At 56.5% G+C, this 17,178-nt stretch carries 21 protein-coding genes; 10 read left to right on the top strand and 11 right to left on the bottom strand.

The window, feature by feature from the left end:
- Positions 1–145 precede the first annotated feature (145 nt).
- From ACIQWP_RS20755 to ACIQWP_RS20745, 3 genes are all read left to right on the top strand, one after another.
- The gene (locus ACIQWP_RS20755; RefSeq protein ID WP_402791419.1) at positions 146–1,078 is read left to right on the top strand and encodes a DMT family transporter; all 933 of its coding nucleotides are present in this window, start codon (positions 146–148) and stop codon (positions 1,076–1,078) included.
- Positions 975–1,640, top strand: coding sequence for an SH3 domain-containing protein (locus tag ACIQWP_RS20750; RefSeq protein ID WP_402791416.1), 666 nt, complete (start codon positions 975–977; stop codon positions 1,638–1,640). Before ACIQWP_RS20755 ends, ACIQWP_RS20750 begins: the two co-directional genes overlap by 104 nt.
- A 205-nt stretch (positions 1,641–1,845) precedes the next feature.
- Complete coding sequence (locus tag ACIQWP_RS20745) at positions 1,846–2,292, top strand: hypothetical protein (protein WP_402791413.1); 447 nt, start codon at positions 1,846–1,848, stop codon at positions 2,290–2,292.
- An 88-nt stretch (positions 2,293–2,380) separates the two neighbouring features.
- On the opposite strand, the gene ACIQWP_RS20740 is transcribed toward ACIQWP_RS20745, so the two are convergent.
- Complete coding sequence (locus ACIQWP_RS20740) at positions 2,381–2,950, bottom strand: hypothetical protein (RefSeq protein WP_402791410.1); 570 nt, start codon at positions 2,948–2,950, stop codon at positions 2,381–2,383.
- A 351-nt stretch (positions 2,951–3,301) separates the two neighbouring features.
- On the opposite strand from ACIQWP_RS20740, the gene ACIQWP_RS20735 reads away from it, so the two are divergent.
- The gene (locus tag ACIQWP_RS20735) at positions 3,302–4,228 is read left to right on the top strand and encodes an alanine--tRNA ligase-related protein (RefSeq protein ID WP_402791407.1); all 927 of its coding nucleotides are present in this window, start codon (positions 3,302–3,304) and stop codon (positions 4,226–4,228) included.
- 205 nt (positions 4,229–4,433) lie between these two features.
- Here the strand turns inward: ACIQWP_RS20735 and ACIQWP_RS20730 are convergent, their stop codons facing one another.
- A complete protein-coding gene (locus ACIQWP_RS20730; RefSeq protein ID WP_402791404.1) occupies positions 4,434–5,063 on the bottom strand; it encodes an invasion associated locus B family protein in 630 nt (209 codons plus the stop codon).
- A 175-nt stretch (positions 5,064–5,238) separates the two neighbouring features.
- On the opposite strand from ACIQWP_RS20730, the gene ACIQWP_RS20725 reads away from it, so the two are divergent.
- Positions 5,239–5,580, top strand: a complete 342-nt coding sequence (locus ACIQWP_RS20725; RefSeq protein ID WP_402791401.1) for a hypothetical protein — start codon at positions 5,239–5,241, stop codon at positions 5,578–5,580.
- A 196-nt stretch (positions 5,581–5,776) separates the two neighbouring features.
- Positions 5,777–6,067, top strand: a complete 291-nt coding sequence (locus tag ACIQWP_RS20720) for a hypothetical protein (RefSeq protein ID WP_402791397.1) — start codon at positions 5,777–5,779, stop codon at positions 6,065–6,067.
- A gap of 19 nt (positions 6,068–6,086) precedes the next feature.
- Here ACIQWP_RS20720 and ACIQWP_RS20715 read toward each other — a convergent pair whose 3' ends face one another.
- The 5 genes from ACIQWP_RS20715 to ACIQWP_RS20695 form a co-directional block, all read right to left on the bottom strand.
- Entirely contained in the window at positions 6,087–6,980 is an 894-nt protein-coding gene (locus ACIQWP_RS20715; protein ID WP_402791394.1) for a CsgG/HfaB family protein, read from the bottom strand.
- A gap of 143 nt (positions 6,981–7,123) precedes the next feature.
- Positions 7,124–7,432, bottom strand: coding sequence for a curli assembly protein CsgF (locus tag ACIQWP_RS20710; RefSeq protein WP_402791391.1), 309 nt, complete (start codon positions 7,430–7,432; stop codon positions 7,124–7,126).
- Positions 7,433–7,471: 39 nt separating this feature from the next.
- Positions 7,472–7,984, bottom strand: a complete 513-nt coding sequence (locus ACIQWP_RS20705) for a hypothetical protein (protein WP_402791388.1) — start codon at positions 7,982–7,984, stop codon at positions 7,472–7,474.
- Positions 7,981–8,409, bottom strand: coding sequence for a curli-like amyloid fiber formation chaperone CsgH (gene csgH, locus ACIQWP_RS20700; protein WP_402791385.1), 429 nt, complete (start codon positions 8,407–8,409; stop codon positions 7,981–7,983). The genes ACIQWP_RS20705 and csgH overlap by 4 nt, the downstream gene beginning before the upstream one ends.
- 27 nt (positions 8,410–8,436) lie before the next feature.
- Positions 8,437–9,507, bottom strand: coding sequence for a hypothetical protein (locus ACIQWP_RS20695; protein WP_402791383.1), 1,071 nt, complete (start codon positions 9,505–9,507; stop codon positions 8,437–8,439).
- 326 nt (positions 9,508–9,833) lie between these two features.
- On the opposite strand from ACIQWP_RS20695, the gene ACIQWP_RS20690 reads away from it, so the two are divergent.
- The 3 genes from ACIQWP_RS20690 to ACIQWP_RS20680 are packed head-to-tail and all read left to right on the top strand — an operon-like array spanning position 9,834 to position 11,144.
- Positions 9,834–10,319, top strand: coding sequence for a hypothetical protein (locus ACIQWP_RS20690; RefSeq protein ID WP_402791380.1), 486 nt, complete (start codon positions 9,834–9,836; stop codon positions 10,317–10,319).
- The gene (locus tag ACIQWP_RS20685) at positions 10,303–10,713 is read left to right on the top strand and encodes a helix-turn-helix domain-containing protein (protein WP_402791377.1); all 411 of its coding nucleotides are present in this window, start codon (positions 10,303–10,305) and stop codon (positions 10,711–10,713) included. Before ACIQWP_RS20690 ends, ACIQWP_RS20685 begins: the two co-directional genes overlap by 17 nt.
- 5 nt (positions 10,714–10,718) lie before the next feature.
- The gene (locus ACIQWP_RS20680) at positions 10,719–11,144 is read left to right on the top strand and encodes a DUF6941 family protein (protein ID WP_402791374.1); all 426 of its coding nucleotides are present in this window, start codon (positions 10,719–10,721) and stop codon (positions 11,142–11,144) included.
- A gap of 396 nt (positions 11,145–11,540) precedes the next feature.
- Here the strand turns inward: ACIQWP_RS20680 and ACIQWP_RS20675 are convergent, their stop codons facing one another.
- The 4 genes from ACIQWP_RS20675 to ACIQWP_RS20660 all read right to left on the bottom strand — a co-directional run bounded on the left by ACIQWP_RS20675 (position 11,541) and on the right by ACIQWP_RS20660 (position 16,097).
- Positions 11,541–12,308: a LuxR C-terminal-related transcriptional regulator gene (locus ACIQWP_RS20675; protein ID WP_402791371.1), complete on the bottom strand. Its 768-nt coding sequence runs from the start codon at positions 12,306–12,308 to the stop codon at positions 11,541–11,543.
- 257 nt (positions 12,309–12,565) lie between these two features.
- On the bottom strand, positions 12,566–13,237 hold the full coding sequence (locus tag ACIQWP_RS20670) for a Crp/Fnr family transcriptional regulator (RefSeq protein ID WP_402791368.1): 672 nt from the start codon (positions 13,235–13,237) through the stop codon (positions 12,566–12,568).
- Positions 13,238–13,491: 254 nt separating this feature from the next.
- Positions 13,492–14,712 (bottom strand): polysaccharide pyruvyl transferase family protein, encoded by a 1,221-nt coding sequence (locus ACIQWP_RS20665; RefSeq protein WP_402791365.1) that lies wholly within the window; start codon positions 14,710–14,712, stop codon positions 13,492–13,494.
- Positions 14,709–16,097, bottom strand: coding sequence for a hypothetical protein (locus ACIQWP_RS20660; protein WP_402791362.1), 1,389 nt, complete (start codon positions 16,095–16,097; stop codon positions 14,709–14,711). The genes ACIQWP_RS20665 and ACIQWP_RS20660 overlap by 4 nt, the downstream gene beginning before the upstream one ends.
- Before the next feature lie 186 nt (positions 16,098–16,283).
- Here ACIQWP_RS20660 and ACIQWP_RS20655 point away from each other — a divergent pair, with 186 nt between their 5' ends.
- Complete coding sequence (locus ACIQWP_RS20655) at positions 16,284–17,126, top strand: glycoside hydrolase family 16 protein (protein WP_402791359.1); 843 nt, start codon at positions 16,284–16,286, stop codon at positions 17,124–17,126.
- The last annotated feature ends 52 nt before the right edge of the window (positions 17,127–17,178 follow it).

Genomic DNA, 17,178 nt, shown 5'->3' with positions numbered 1-17,178 from the left:
ATATCCCCACAGTTCGCATCCAAACGTATGATGGAAGCAGCATCATGACTTCATGCTGCCTTGTCAGCTCGACGGAAAGTGCTTAGCCAGAAGATCGCTTGTGCGCCATTGCGTTGCAAACCGCTTCCTGCAACGGGAAGTGACCATGCCGATTCGAAATATCCTGCGAGGCCATATGATTTCCGGAACCAGTGAGAAGGGACCCATTGCCGGGATTGCACTTGCCTGCGCCGGATATGCCTGCTTTTCGCTTCAGGATGCGATGGTGAAGTGGCTGGTCGCCAGCTATGAAGTCCCAGAGATCCTCTTCGTGCGCAGCCTCGTCATCGTGCTGGTCGCAGGCGCGCTCGTCCGTTATCGAGATCATCCGTCAATTTTCAAAAGCCCTTATCGCGCCACGGTCATCCTGCGCGCCGGTCTGATGCTGCTTGCCTGGTTGCTGTTTTACAACGCGGCCCGCCACCTGGGGCTGGCAGAACTGACGACACTGTATTTCTCGGCGCCGATCATCGTCATGGTTCTGTCGATCTTCGTTCTCAAGGAGAAGATCCATGCGGGCCGCTGGATCGCCGGCATCGGCGGCTTCATCGGCGTGACGATCGCGACAAATCCAAGCCACTCGCCCAATCTTTTACCCGCAGCCATGTGCATCGTCGCGGGATTCTGTTGGGCATGGAGCACGATCCTCGTCCGGCTTGTCAGCCGAAGCGAGACCACGCTCACCCAGATGTACGCCACGAGCCTGATATTCGGCATTGCCTGCGCCCTGTCTTTCCCATGGACATGGAAGACGCCCGATGCCAGCGGCTGGGCGCTGATGCTGACCCTCGGCGTGATCTCTACGATCGGACAGTTTCTGCTCTATGAAGGCTTCCGACATGCACCCGCTTCGACGCTCGCGCCCATCGAATATAGCGGCCTCGTTTGGGCCTTCGTCTACGGCTATGTGATCTGGGCTGAGGTTCCCGCGACAAATGTCTTTGTCGGCGCCTTCATCATCATCGCGTCAAGCTTCCTGCTCGTCTTGTGGGAGCGCCGCATGGAGGGTGCCCGCAGAAAGAAGGCGACCTCCTCCTAGCACCTGTTTTCCTTCACCGGTTCTGTACGCAATCTCCATACGATCTGCACGGAAACGGGCTATGTCGCCGGCAGCCGTTACGAGCTGTCCCAAGCATGGGGTCGGTCGTCGATGTGGTTGGGAAGGATGCCGTCGAAACTTGAAGTTCCAAGCCAAGATCACACGAACGCTTCTGGTGAGCGCTCTGGCGATGACATGCCCGATCATCGCTCAGGCGGCGGCAATCGGATGTGCAAAGAGCAATGTCGTGCTTCGATCAGGACCAAACACCCGGTTTCCGGCCGTCGGGATGGTCCTGGCGGGCTCCCGCGTCCACATCTTCGGATGCACAAGGGAAATTAGATGGTGCGACGTCACCATATCAGGCCGAAGGGGATGGATGCCTTCCGCCGAGGTCGACATCGAATATCGCCGCAGGAGGCTGCCGATATCAATCTATATTCGCATTGCACAAAAGCCTGATATCGCCATCGTTTCATTCGACATCGACACCTACTGGTCCCGAAACTACTCGCAATTGTACTTTTACGATGAGATCGCGAACTGGCGGAACATCAATTGATATCCATGATGAATGGTCAGTTGAATCTAGATAAGCACCTGGAATTATCACCGACCAAAAGACGAGCAACCGAGATGATTGTGAAATGATCTTCCTGCTGGCAAGGCGATAGCCGGCAGATCCTACAGTATTGCGTTCCAGTCGTGTGGCCTATGTGAAGTAGGTAGCTACGATATGCCAAGGAAAAAACTCGAAGCTGGCAAGCGTGAAGGAGCAGGTCGGCCTAGCCACGGCAATCGAAACGGAACTCCAGAAATCGAGTATCGAGGCCGCTGGATCGAGATATGGCGACCTGGAAAACGAGATCACCACCTCGACGCAGCAAATCGCCACCCTCGAGGGTAGATCCGCTCCCGCCGCAGACCTTCTCAAACCTCAGCCTCAGCCGCAGCCGGTCGACCCGACAGGCCGGATAGAGGGCCGGCCCACCAACCTCCTGCGCTCACAGCCCGATGTGCGCCGGGCAGAACTCGCAGTCACGCAAACCGTTTCAGGGCGTATCAGCCGGGTCTCCAAGGTGTTGACACGTGCGAGGTCGACCGAGAATTCCCGGGACCACAGCGATATGAGAACGGCAAACTGCATCATCACCGTTGCACGCGACGCGCCCCTGGCGATCGGACAACGCATTGTCGTCCGCGTTCTCAAATGAGGTGGCTAAAGCGCGTCTCGATCCAATGGGATTCGCGTCTCGCGCTTCAGGTCTCAGATTTTTCGCATGTCGTTGTGGCAAAAACCCATCACACTGCTTTGCCGCCGACCAGGCGAGCGGCACGGTGCACGCGGTTCGCTTCCAATGCCTGCTGGAAATCGGTGTCGGTTTGCGCGTGGTGACGGAGGTCATCGAGAAACCGAGAGACGTCATCGAGCGTATCGACGACGACATAGCGCAGACCGCCGCCGGCATCGATCCGATCATGGCTGACGCTCACGCCGAAGCCGCCGGCGACCTTGCGAAACCATGCCGAGCGCCAGCGCCTGAAACCATCCGGGTCCGCCTGAAACTCCGCAAGCAGGGTCTTCTGCTGGTCAAGCCGCGCAAGAAACGCCTCAACAACGCCCTGCGAACCGGCTTTCGGCCTTTCCGCCTTCTTTGCAATCCATTTCTCAAGGAACTGGAACTCGGGCTGCGGAGCCGTTGCCTCGTTACGATCCGCGGCCGCTACGGAACCAAGATCCGGCTGCTCCGCACAATCCTGATGCGCAGGCAATCCGGCCGGCGTCTCCTGTTCCATTGCCAGCGTCTGCTTGAGGTCAACGACAAGGTTTCCCCAGATCGACTTCGCTGGTTCGGCTGGTCTTGATTTCATTCGGCGGGTGGTTTTGACTTCGATAATAAAGGGCTTTTTCTGTTTAACCATGATGTTTCAGTGTGTGCTCGGCGACGGAGCGCAGTTGATGGACAATCAGCATTGATGAGAGGCTGGCATTTTCCGAGAGCAACGACCGCAGCACGGCGCTCGTTTACGATCATCGTGGGTCAAGGCCGTACACGAAACTGGTCGATGAAGCAATCTCGTCTCCCCTGTTTATGGTAGCAATCGACGTATTGGAGCCTGATCTACAACATCAACAAGACAGGCATGTAGCAAAGGTGGAGAGGATCTGTGGCCGAGAAGGGCCCTTTTCACTGCCTACGGCATGGAACTCGGACCTTCGCATTGCAGATCCCGCATCTTGTCGCTATCTTTTCGGAAGGCACACAAACAGCAAAGGAGGTTGCCTATGTCATCGCGGGACGCCTGATCCAGCAATACCGGAACTTCTGCCTTTCCAAAGGCATCAACTTTACACGCATGGACTCGGTACGGCCGCACGATCATACCACGCTCTTCTGTAGCGCCGGAATGCAGCAGTACAAACCCTTCTTCCCCGATCCTTCCCACATTGGAACCGTTGCCAATAGTCAGGCTTGCCTCAGAATGGGCGATCTCGACGAAATCGGGGACGGAACGCATTTCCTCCACTTCACCATGCTTGGGCTTTTCTCATTCAGGGAAATGACTGTCGGCGACGCCATCGACTTCTGGCTTGAGTTTCTCGGGACCCTTGGCCTCGTGCCCGATCACGTCACGATCCATCCGGATCGCCTGGAAGAATGGACGCCGCTCTATCGCGGCCGCATACCCATTATTCCGGATGACGAATGCACCTGGAGCGACGGCAGCATCACGGGGTACTGCACCGAGTTCTACAAGGACGGCATCGAGATCGGCAACATCGTCAACCCGCTCGGGACCTGTATCGACGTCGGCTTCGGCGCCGAGCGCCTGGACATGATCTTGAACGGCACGCCGCCCGCCGATGCGCTTGCCACGCTGCGCGACACGGTGACGACAATCATGGAGAGCGGTTACCGGCCGGGAAACAAGGAGCAAGGATATATCCTGCGAAAGCTCCTTCGCCGCATCCATGTGATGGGCGGAACGCTGGACCATCCGTATTTCGAGCAGGAAGTCGAACGCCAGGAAAGGCTGCGTTCCAAATATCTGCGCCTTCGCGAAAGATATCCCGATATGACCCCGGAATGGTGGTTTGACACGCATGGGATCGATGTCGCCGATATGCAAGCGAGGAATGGAAACTAGCTTCGGCCGGCGATAAGGGTGGCGAAGGAGGTCGTGCGAGCGGCTTCCTTCGCCGCTTTGCAGGAAATTTGCGGGCATCGCACGTATGTAACGCGTTGAAAGCCAAACGATTCTGAATTTCAGGAGGTCACCGGACCCCGTCGTCGGCGATATCGGAGGGCTGTTCTCTGCAGCCACGCGCGACCGGGCAGAACCGCCTCAATCCTCACCCGCCATTTGCTTGCATGGCCTGAAAGGCGGCGTTGAAACCGCCCAGAGAGATCGGAAGCTCCGCCGTGTTTCCCTGCATCATCCGGATCGAGACTTTCCCCGATTTTTCCTTCATCAAGACCGCGAGCATCTCGGGCGGGCACAGGCCCTCCACCAGACATCCCTGCGTGGTGCAGCGCGACACTTTCGCCATCGTCGAATATTTGCTGCCGAATCCCATCTTCACGCCACCCTGAATTGCAAAACCAAGTGGAAGAGCCATCTGCATGCCGACCTTGTCATCAGCAGAACGCGCCATGCTGATGACCAGGAATACCTGCTTTTGATCCGGCGAAGTGAATCGGTAGATGATCTGGCACGGCGGCTTCATCGATTTGTCCGCGGTGCATTGCAATGTCCATGCATCGAATTTCTGTTCGGTAATCTGCGAGCCGACGGGCGCGGACGCGGCCGGACCTGAAGATGTGGCATTGGATGGATCGTTCTTGCCGGCATCCGGCGTCGCATTTTGAGAACCTGACTGCGGAACCGCTGGACTATTCTCGGCACTGAGCGCCGAGGAAGCGCCGGCTCCCCAAAGCAAGAAAGCTACGCAAAACAAGGACGATTTCCAATATAGACGCATGCCTTCCTCCCCGATTTAAGTTGCACTTTTACAATAAATTGGTAATAATGTCGAATAGAGTGTGATTTAAATCGCAATTTAAACGGACAAAATTCGAAAATTATTTAAATTTCTCTATTTTATAGAGGAATATACTTTTGCTGTATATTTTCGGCACACGAGGGATTCAATTCAGATGACATCAAGGCTCATTGTCGGTTACTCCCTGATCGCCATGCTTGCGCTCACCGACAGCGCCGTATCCGACGAAAGCTATCTGCAACAGGCTCCCTCTGTGCAATCAAATCCTGCCTTTGTCGAACAACTGCCGGAGACCTCGGTCATGCCCTCGTCTCCGCCTCCGGCCAATCGACGCGCTGCGCCGCATAGGCCGAGGCAGGCATCACGAACGCAGGCGCCAGTCCAATTGGCAAACAGCATCTTTCCAAGCGTGGGCAGCGGCGTTACCGAGCGGGCGGCGCCCGCGCCGACGGACAACCGCCTGCCGACCGTCGGGCGGGGCACGGTGGTACACTGACCGCGCTGCGACGGCAGCCAACGGTGAAAGCGCCAGGCGATTGATTGCCTCGCGCTTGCGGTCAGAAAAAGACCGCTGGCGAGCGCCGCAAATTTGGAACTTGAAGGCCTCCGGCCGGTTGAAACCTCGAGAGCGGCATGTTCGGGGCCGATAATGTGATATCGGCCCGAAATTGCAATTTAGGAGCGATATCAACATGATGAATCCCAATAAAATCATTGCGGTTACGGTTATCGTACTTCTTGCCGACACGCTTGGCTCCGCAGATGCTATTGCCGACAGCCAGCCCATCATCCGGCGCTCCGGATTTTCGGAGACTCAAATTCCTCAGGTGAAAGGACGTGTTCCGGTCCGGAAGAACGCCAACCTGGAGAAAGGGCCTGGCGCCAAGACGCCCGCCAAACCAAATCCGAGCGCAAGTACCCAGAACGGGGCGGCAACCTGCGGACCTGATAACGCGCAATCGGAAATCTGCCGGAAAAAATAAGGTCGCGGCGGTGCCGATATCATGAACTCTTCGGCTTGTCCTTGACCAAGATAGGTTTTGACGCTGCTTCGACGGTCGGTTGCGCTGCGCTGACTGCGGGAATGGCAAGCGCCGGGCCGATCGGCCGGCCATTGGCGTCGAGCTTGTACGTCATCGCTCTTTGATGCTCATCGAGATATCGCATGAATGCCGCTCCGGCCGCGGCATCCCTGAATTGCCACAGGCCATTCTTCACGCCTTCGAAGATCAGCGAATAGACTGCAAGCTGGATACCTTCCTGGACCCCCAAAGTCGTCGGTGAATTTCTCGTAATGCCACCCTCGATCTGGAGCAGCTGATCGACGCCGATAAAGCGGAATGCCGACCCCTGCACCTGTACGGAATAGACCGTCTTGGTCGTGCTGACAGAGGCTAGCACACGCCCCGTGCTGACACTGACGGCCCGCAACGATACGGTCACGATATCCTTGCGATACTGGGTGTTTCCGCCAATTCCGAGATAATTGGCACCGATGCCCCCCGTCGTCTCGTTGGAATCATAGCCTATGATGCCGCCGTCGAGCAGCACGCCGGCAAACCGGAGCGGCGGGATACCGCCAGCCTTTGCACCGTAGACTGCCGAGCGGGTGTTCTGAATGATCTGCCGTTCCTGCAACAGTGATTGCAGATCCGTACGCTCCACGACATTGAACCAGTTGCCGTTGCCGGCCCTGGTCAGCACGTCTGTCAGTAGCTGTGCGCCGCCCTGCGTCAGTGCGCGGGAATATTCCGCAAAATTTTCATTGGGTTTGTTCTGTCCAGTCAGATCAGGAAACGAATAGACCGCCACATCGAGCTTTTGTATGGGCGGCGGAAGGCTCTCCAATGCCACACCCGACTTCGTGGCGGGCATAAGCGTTGCCGGAGTACTCATCGGGTCGAGGCTGCTGCCCGCAGCAGCACAGCCACCAAGACCCAACCCGCATAGAATGGCTGCGACAGGAAAACCAACACGTGACATGGCCGCTCGAATAAATCGCTCCCAACAAAACTGAACGATGACGCAATCAATTTGGCTCAAGGATTAGCCGGCACCTGACCGCTTTGGATCACGATGACCGGAGACGAACCACTCGAACCCGTGCCCTGATTTATGTTTCCAAGATTCCCCAATGCATTGTTGAGGCCGGACAGGTCCGGCGTCTGTTGCTGGCCGGACTTGACACCATCGCCCTGCGTCTGCGCCGTCGACAGCAGGAATGTGCCGTTCAGCGGATTGCCCCCGAAGGTCGGATTGGTTGGCTGATAGACCAGTTGGCTTGCAGAAGCCGGCACTATCATTGCCGCAGCCAGACCGATTGCAGCGATCGCCCTACGTATCATCATTCGTATCTCTCCTTTGTTCCTGGACGCTGCTGCGCCCACTCAACGCTTGATAAGCAATCCGCCGCCTGGCAGACGTGCGATCAGCACATTGACCGGCGCAGAACCTGCGGGCTGAAGGACGCTGACGTTGAGGCCAGCTCCGTTCAGCAAGACGACATTCGATCTGAGGTTATTTCCAGCCTGCAACACATTGACGTTGCCGTAATTTCCTATGATTCCTGCAGTCGATATATTTCCTGTTCCGGCTTGAAGCTGATACACGCTATTGCGCATGCCTATTTGCAGCGCCTGTGCCAGATTATTGCCATGCGGTGCGATATTTGCCTCGGGCACATTATTTGTACCTGCGGCAGAATGATTTGTCGGAGAATGATGCCACTGCGGTTGTGGTTGAGAACCGATGTCGCCAAAGGTCGCCGTTGTCGTTACATTAACGGGAATCTGTGCGATATAGGCAGTCTCGGCCCGGCATTCCGCTGCCATCAGGCAAAGCGAAGTGGTCAATGCGATGACCGCGCTTGATGTGCGTTTCTTGCCATGCAACTGTTTCATTCCGGTAATTCGCATTGTGACATACCTCGATCGGTTTCGATCAACAGCTTTGCAATCAGTTCGGTATCGTCTCCAGCATCGACCATTGTCGTCGCAAGAAGGTTATCCGAACCCGGCTGCAAGTCGAAACTGCCTTGCTGAATGCTGTGGCTCGTACCTGCTGTACTGTGTTTGATAAGAACCAGCCTGTATGTTCCGGATACCGGCATATCTGACCTTGCGATCGCCCGCACAACAACAAATGGTTCCCTTCTGTCTGCCGTCACCAGGCACTCGACGCCGGTCTGTGACGATGCGGGAGCGGCATATGGGAACAACAGCATCGAAAAGAAGAAGGACTGCAGAAAAAGAGAGAATGCTGATCGCCTGCGATCGACACCGGCGCAGATGGCTGTCCCGGTCGCTTTGAAGGAGGAGGCGGACATTTGCTTTCGCCTCCTCCGTCGGCTTACTCAGTGCTGGACGGTAACAGCCGTGTTCCGATAGCCGAACTGCGCCGTCACCGACGTGTTCGTCAGCCCACTGGAACTGGTCTGAGAGGTAACAGCATAGTTTCCAGTGCCGATCTGGATGGTTCCCTGAAGGTTGGAGCCGCTGACGGGAAATACGGTCTGTAGCCCGGTCTGTGAAGCGACCGCCGTGTTGCGATAGCCGGCCTGCACGATCATCGAATTGTTGGAACCGAGCGGATTGGCGATCTGGGATGTCAGCGCGGTGTTGCCGACACCGAACTGAGCGGTCGCCGCCTTGTTCGAGCCGAAGAACGACGACTGCCCCGTCAAGGCGAAATTGTGCCCGCCGGCCTGGAACGTGTCCTGCGAGTTGTTGCCGCCCGCCTGATTGGCGAAGGATATGTTGCCCCAGCCGAACTGGGTCGTCGACGAGGAATTGCCGTTGAAGCCGAAGACACCGAACTGCGACGTAGCGGCGAAGTTGCCGGCGCCGACCTGCAGCGTCGTCTGGTCGTTGCCGCCGCCGTCCTGGCCAACAATGGCGCCGTTACCCCAACCGAACTGCATTGTATCCGAGGCGTTGCCGCCATGTTTGCCGTCTGTCTGGGTCGTTGCGGCGAAGTTCAGACCGCCGACCTGAAGCGTGTCCTGGGAATTGTCTCCCTTGGACTGATCGGCAAAGGCAGAGTTGCCGAAGCCGAACTGGGCGATCGTCGAGTTGTTGTCTGCGCCGTCCCTCTGCAGGGTCGAGGCGAAATTCATGACGCCAGCCTGAAACGTGCTTTGGTCGTTTGTCTTGCCTTTCTGGTCGGCGATGGCGACGTTGCCGTCACCGAATTGCAGAATGGCAGACGTGTTGGACTTTGCCTTGTCCTGGTTGGTAACGGCAAAGTTGCCGACGCCATTCTGGAATGTCAGGGCGTCGTTGTTGCCAGTGTTCTGACTGACAAAAGCACCGTTGAACGCACCCACCTGGCCGATAAACGATTCATTTTCAACTGGTGTCGGCGGCCCGGCAAGTGTCAAAGACGTGCTTGCCAATAAGATGGCGAGAGCTCCAATCGTCCTCATGTGATCCTCCCTGTTCTCCATGATGGGGCAAGCGACCATTCGCCGCCCTCGAGCTTTTTAATAGGCCGTTGATGGAGAGCCGAACAAGAGAACCGTTCGTACTAGGACAGCAACACAGAGCTACATGAAATACAAATCGCCTACCTCAAAATGGGTAATGGATTAGATGTGTGTCTGCATGACGTATCGGTTATACTCTTCTTTGACTAGGTATTCTGCCCCATATGAAAGCTAGATAAATGCAATCCAAGTGTGCAGCAATTCATGCTAATCATAGATAGCGTCAGTGAAAGGCTTGCCACATGATAATGGATTAGTTGACAGGCATGACTACGTTTGACAGTCTCGTGGCGTCCGAGGCAATCGTTAAAGTTGAGATTCAGCTTGGTCGAAAGCAGTCACCCAGGCGGCAGCTTTTCGCGACTCCAAGTTTTGTGAATTGGTTGAGCGAACGCGTAAGCAAGGACGAACCATCGTCGCTTGGCGCAGTGCTCAGCCCGGTCGAGCAGCTGGATTTTCTTTTCTATACATTCGTTTCGGGGAAACCGCTCATTCATTGCAGACAGTTCCGGGCAATCCGGGTCGAACGAAATGCGGTTTGGGAACTAAAGACCGTCGATTTGCGCATATTCGGCTGGTTCGCCACGCGCGATTGCTTTGTCGCCGTTTTCGGGGACTGGGCCGATCATGTGAAGGATCATGATCTTTACCGCGGCTATCGACTGGAAGTGCGTCGACTGCGCCGTGCGCTTGGTGTGGGTGATGCGTTGTGCGTAGAGGGAGTAAATCCGGAAGATGTCATTTCGGTTTGAGATAGGCGCACGCGCGCGTGCAGCCAGCCGCTTCATCGCGAACGTTCGCAGCGACCTTGCTGCCGCCGTTCTCGAAAGGCGGTCCCAGAAAGGGTTTACGCAGCAACGGCTTGCGGAATTGGTCGGCGTCAGCCGAAAGGATCTGAACCGTTATCTCTGCGGACAAACAGAGCTGCCGCTTCGTTCGATCGCGGACTTGGCCTGGGCGCTCGACAAAGAGATTCACGTTGAACTTCGCGATCCCAAGGGATCGGCGTCGGACGGCAACTGTATCTCCGAACTGGAAACACGAGCGGCTATCCATCCCGTTCGATCCGGCGGAGCCGTTTCCTGGAGCTCTTCGCGTGCCATCCGCACAATAATTGCTCGCGTCAACAACGAACGGGACGATTGAAACACATGCGCTACGGATATTGCATCTTTTGCGACGACGTTCGCACCGAAATCGGCGAAAAGCTCAGCTTCATCGGCGTCTATAGCGGCGTGCTGATGCTGCCCGAATTTCCCTTTTCACTGCCCAAGTTCTGCGTGCATGTGAACCTGATCACCTTGGCGACGGAACCGTACCGTTCGATCGTCTTGCGCTGCATTGCGCCCGGCGACCGGCAACCGCTTCTTGAGGAGCGGTTGGATGCAGCCCAGCTCAGTGAGCAGAAGGATGTCGTCGAGGACGCGGAGACGAGCGATATCCCGATCAACGTCGTTGTCGGCGCCAGCCTTGTCTTTTCGCCGCTGAAACTGCGCCAGCCAGGCCTGTTGACCGTCAGTGCGATCATCGACGACAAGCCGGCGGAGATTGCTTCGCTCCGCGTGGCCCAACGCTGATCCGGCCTGAATTAAAATCAGTCGCCAAACAATACCGACAATTCTTGGATTGGGTCTTTTCGCGATTCCGTCGCGGCCAGTGCGGGAATCCCTCCTCGTCGAGTGAATGTCACAAGGCTCGGATGCTGGACAAATATGCCTGCGGCCGGCCCGTTAGGACCCGGCCAGGCGGCTCAAGTGCGCGGGAATATCAACCCCAACACATGATCCTTCGGGGGCACCCCGGCCGCCGGCGCTTTTCCACCTGCCGATCGCAACTTCAAAAGCCCGAGGGCTCCGCGGGCGGGTCTTGCAGGGCTTTTGCCTGCTTCGATGCCGGGGCCGGTGGCCCGTAGTTGGAGAGACGCGGCTCTTCCCGGCATTGTTGATATGATCAGCGGCCTTGGCCGGGACGTATTACCGAACCAGTTCCCGGATCTTGTAGGCAACTTCGGTTCGGTTCGTCGCGTTCAACTTCTTCATGATATTGCGAATGTGCACTTTGACCGTGCTCTCGCAAAGATCCATCTCATAGGCGATGATCTTGTTTGCCTTTCCCCGCCTCAAGGCTTCCGCGACGACGACTTCGCGCGGGGTGAAGAGGCTGTCGAGGCAGCAATTGCGGCTGGCCACGGGGGTGATCGCCTCCTTGGCGGCCAGCAGGCTGCTTGCCGGCACGAAGACACCACCCGCACGCGCGAGAGCCAGGGCTTCCGCAGCGACCTTTATTCCGACACTGGTCGGGATGTAACCGCGAGCACCGCACTCCAGCGCATGCAGGAGCTGTGCAAGCTCGTCGCCGTCGGCGCCCACGATCACGGGGCTTGTCTGGAACCTTTCCACCAGGGCACAGATCTTGGCGCTCACGTCGGCATCAGAAACCTTGCGGCCGCCGATCATGAAAAGAACTGCGGACGGCAATACTTGCATATTGCGCATCTGCCATTCGTCGAGCGAGCCGACGGTGACGATATGTATGGCACTGTCGCATTCGGTCAGACTCTTCGACAGGCACTCGCGATCAAGAGCGCGAGAATCTATGAGAAGAATATAGTCCTCCCATTCATCGACGCCGGGCGTGCCGGATGCGATGAATGGCCTCAAGGTGTCGGATGTCCGAACTGAAATGATGCGTGCGCCTGTGTCTGACGTGAATTTCTCACTTGTTATCGATTGCCCAATCATGGCCGTTACCCCCAACTCTTAAAATGGCCTTTGTATTTCTTGCAACTATTAGAGTATTTACTCGATTTAAAGAGCATAGCTGTTGTTTAAGTCGAGGCTTTTCTTGAGTTTCCATATTGCTCCCCTCTTTTTAGAATTATCTTATCCTAGTAATTGCTTATTTTGTTTTTGTGCGCATTAACATATGTTAACAACGAATTTAAATATTCGATAAAATAACTCTTCCTTCTCCATTAATAATGGAGATGAAGTATTGTTCAAACCATAGTTGTGTCGAAACAGGACTCGTCGAAGTCAACAAGATCGGCAAGACGCGGACGATCAAGCAAGGCGACGATGCCGTTGCGGAAGGACAGGAGACCCGCTTCACGCATGTCCCTGAGGACCCGGTTTATATGCACGGTTGACAGACCGACCGCGTCACCAATGTCTGCCTGGGTCAAAGGGCAATCGAAGTATTCCGCGTTGGCATAGTCCCGCGAGGTACCGATGCGTGCCCCGAGCTCAAGCAGCAAATAACCGGTTCTTTCCAGAGCGTCGCGGCGTCCTATATTGGCGAGCCTTTCCGACATGCGAGCCTGGTGGCGCACCAGTTCAGCAATGACGATACGATAGAAGAACGTCGGCGCCTCGATCTTCGGAAGAGAGGTAAAATCCGGGAAAACCATCACCGTCACATTGGTGATCGCCCGCACCGTCTCGCGTGAAAGCGCCGTCAGCGATGTCGAAATCATATCGCCGCGCAGCACGAATTCCGTCATGAAGCGCGTGCCGTTCGGCAGCATCTTGCTGCACGACGCCCAGCCGTCCAGGACGAAGAGAAGGCGTGGCGCGTCATCGTCATAGTCGCAGATCGCGCTACCTGCGACAAAGGTCCGCGCTACACCGCCAAGGCTTCGAATATGCTCAATCGAAAGCTGCGCTGCCATGCCGTCATCCCCTCGGACGAAAAGCATATTTCGAACGCCCCGTGGACCATTCGAAAATATAAATTTCGTGAGTTCCAAGTATTTAATACCATAGAAAATTCAGGATGTCTTTAATGCAAATCGATAGCCGATGTTCCTCGATTTTTTATCGAATCTATGCCGCCATCCCGGTAGTTTTCATGAATAACCCACAATACTTCTATCAGTATCGCAAATTCTATACTGCCTGCTTTTTGTATTCCCCTCGCGCCTGCCTATATTTGAGACATAGCGCATCGATCCGGTTCGACCAGATGCCGCCGCATATTCGAAATGCCTGCACGGGCCTCCGAAATTGTGTCGTGATGTCGACGTGCCTCTATCCCTTCCTGGTGCGCCGCTTTCAGCAACAGGGCAACGTGTTTCGACGGCGGCGATGCGCCCTTTATGAAGTAGGTTTCGCGCGCGACGGAGTTGAAGAAACCCTCGACTTTCCTGTCCCAGCCCAGGCCGACATGCGGAATTCTGAGTGCGTAGGCGGCAATACAGGCATGCAGCCTGTGAGCCAAAACCACATCCATCGACTGAATGGTCTGAATGAGATCATCCGGAAGCTGCGGGCGCTTGGAAACATCCAGGGCGCCGGGCGCAACGACACGATGCTTGGCAATGGACGCGCGGATACGCTCCGCAAAGACCTGATCCTCCCTAGCGCCATTGCAGAACAGGACCACATGCTGGCCGTCATCGAGAAGAACTTCGATCAGATCCCTGTAGGCGTCGATATTGGCAAAGGGAATGCTGTCGGCTGGGGCGGCGCCATGCCGCTGCAGAATGATGGGATCTGTCACGCATAGTCCTATGGTCAACCGACCCTTGGATGCGGCAGGCACGCCGCCATTCGCCCGCGAGGCCTGGACCAACAGTCCGGGATCGCGCACGATCTTGGCGCTCGGTCCTTCGGGAAAATGCTCGCGCCAAGTATCTTGCGCGAAGCCGTCACGCACGGAGAGATGAACGAGACGCGTCTGCTTCAATCGCGCGAAGAGATCGTAGGCTGGCTCCGACCAGTGCATGCCGACGCCGACCGCATAGACCGCCAGGGGCCGATCGTGCAGCAAGACGCAATCGAGCACAGCAGCGATCTTCAGCGGGAAATTGAGGTCGTCGTCCTGAAACAGATTCCCGCCGCCGATGACGACGGCGTCGGCGGCCGCCACCTTCTCTTCCCATTGCCCGCGAAGCACGCGCAGCCTGCGTTCCAGCACCGTGCGAACAAGCCGTCGACGGGCGCCTGCCGGCAGTCGATGGAGCAACCCCAGTATCAGCCGCCTGCGCCCACCATGGCCTGTCGCAAAGCTCCGGCGCCCGGCGAGGTCGATCGTCTCCACTTCGATCTCGTCCCTGCCGCTCGCCAGGGCGGATTCGACACATTCTGCGAGCAGCCCATCGCCGAGGTTTTCGCTGTATTTGACATTGAAGACGACAATCTTCATCGCGGCTCTCCGATGGCGCGCAACGGTGGACTGTAGCCAGCCTGGATCTGCTGCGTGCTGGCGCTGAGTGCGGAAATGCTGCCCGCGAGGATGTAGAACATCAGTCCAAGGTCATAAACCGTGCCCGACGTGGCCGCAGAAACGAGAACGGTGATGATCCCGGCCTTGCCGGCACGCAAGACCGCAGCCGTCTCCCCGGATGCCGGATGCGGCGCGCGCATGTCGGCCATGAGCAGCCGACCGACAAATAGTGCGAAAAGCAGCGTGCCGAAGATGCCGATATTGGACAGCAGCACCAGGCCAAAGCTCGATGCACGGGCGCTGCCAAGGCCGGCACCGAAGCCGCTCGTATCCTGAAAGGCTTGATAGGCCATGGCATTCCACATGAAGCGCTCGCGCCCGGACTGGCTGTCAGCCTTCGAGAACAACATCTCGTCGAGAAAATCGTGCAGATTCTGCGCGAGATCCGGCATGACGATGAGAACGAAGAAGATGACAAGGGGCATGCTTGCAAGAATGGCCACGATCAGAACGGGCCGGCCAGCGCCCGGCTCGCGACGGGAGGCCAGAAATGATTGAAGACTGAGGATCGGCAAGACGGCGGCGAGCCCGACAAGTGCGGTCGCCGATGTCGACAGGATCAGAGCCACCAGAAGCAAGCCGGCAAAAGTGCCGGTGACCCTCGAACGGATACCACCGAGCCAGAGGCTGGTGACGATGGCAAAGAGAACGAGCGTAAAGTCGGCGAATGCCGAAGCCTCTGGAAAAGTTCCCGAAATGCGCTTCAACCCGCCTTTTTCGGCATTGGTCAGGAGCGCATAATTGGCTGTCCGCACGAAACTCAGCAGAAAGTCCGTATGCGTGAAATGGGTAATGATATCGGCAAGCGCGAAGCCGAGATTGACACCAGCGACAATCAGGACGCCGTCGATGAAGATCGCAGGAACGCTTTTCCGCCGGAAGAAGGCAAAAGTTGTGATGAAGCAAATGAGTCCGCCGGCGGCATAGACCGATTGGGTGATATTGTTTGAGGAGGAACGCAATGGCACCAGTGCAATCAGATTGTGCGCGCCAATCGATCGCTCAACTGTCATCGTCTGTGTCATGCCTTGAAACATCCGTGGGAAGAAAATCGCCGTGAAGATGCCGAAGGCCGTCAGGAGTAGCAGGAAGAAGCCCGGGCGCCACGGAGCCAGGGAAGCAAGGAACGGTCCTTCGCCGTAAGCGGCAAACAAACGTGCCGCGAAGAACACCAGAAACAGGCTCGGTACGAGCACCGATGCACCGCCGAGGCCAGGCACGCTGAAGGCAGCGGCTGCGCCAAAAACGGTCGACAGAATCATGATGATGAACGACCATCGCACCGGCGCGGCCAACGCTGCCATACCAACAATCAGTGTTACTAGCCCCATGGCATTCATGTCTGGCAATCCAACGGTTCTGCCCCAATGTTGGCGCAAGCTAACACGGCACCATGTAGCTGTATTTCCGCCGTGCCTAAGCCTTTTGGTGGACGTCTTGGCCGAAATACGTTCTATACCGCAGAAATTGCAGCGTTCATGATTGCATGTATGGATAAGTTCTCGCCGATATCTACTGCTCGATGCATGAGCAACCGCCGCGTGTTCCTACGCACCTCCATCGCGACTGCACTGGTTACGATCATGGACATGCGGATTGCACGCGCCGGTGATACCGGTGATACGCTTGATATCAGCAGTATGACACTGACCTTCGAAGATCCTTTCGACGATCTCAGCATCTCCGCTTGGGGACCTGGTACCCGCTGGATTTCCCATACTCCATGGAATGGTGACTTTGGTGGTGCTCGCTTCTCAGATCCGAGCGGCGACTTCCCATTTGCCGTACAGGACGGGATGCTGCGCATTACCGCCGCACGCGACAGCAAAGGTCTATGGCGATCCGGTTTGATAGCCTCCGTCGACGAGCATGGAAACGGCTTCTCCCAGCAATATGGTTACTTCGAGATGCGCGCGCGATTGCCTGATGGTCCCGGTGTTTGGCCAGCCTTCTGGCTCATCGGTTTGGATCGTTCAAAAGCTACCTCCGAGATAGATGTCATCGAGTACTATGGCGACAAGCCCGGTGGCTACTCGTCAACGGTACATGTGTGGCATCGGGGCGGGCAGCACGATTCCGCCTTCTCCCGTATCAACGTGTTCGCGACTGCAAGTCCTTCTGATATCCACACCTATGGCGTGAAGATCGATTCCGATTTCATACGCATGTATTTCGACGGCAAGCTTGTCTGGAAAACCAAGATACCACCGGAACATCGCCAGCCGATGTACATGCTCGTCGATCTCGGTATCGTCGACGGCATAACCAAGATGGCTGCAGCCGACCCTTCCTTCATGTTCGTCGATTATGTCAGGGCCTATCAGTTCAAGTAGCCTCGCCATCGCCCAACCTCTCCCCGCAATTCTTCCCGGCCACAGGCCGTTG

Origin of the sequence: Rhizobium sp. NPDC090279 (genome assembly GCF_044769665.1) — a bacterium.
In the GTDB taxonomy this organism is placed as follows: Bacteria; Pseudomonadota; Alphaproteobacteria; order Rhizobiales; family Rhizobiaceae; genus Rhizobium.
Note: the sequence above shows the minus strand (reverse complement) of the source record. Positions and strands in the feature narration are given on the sequence as shown.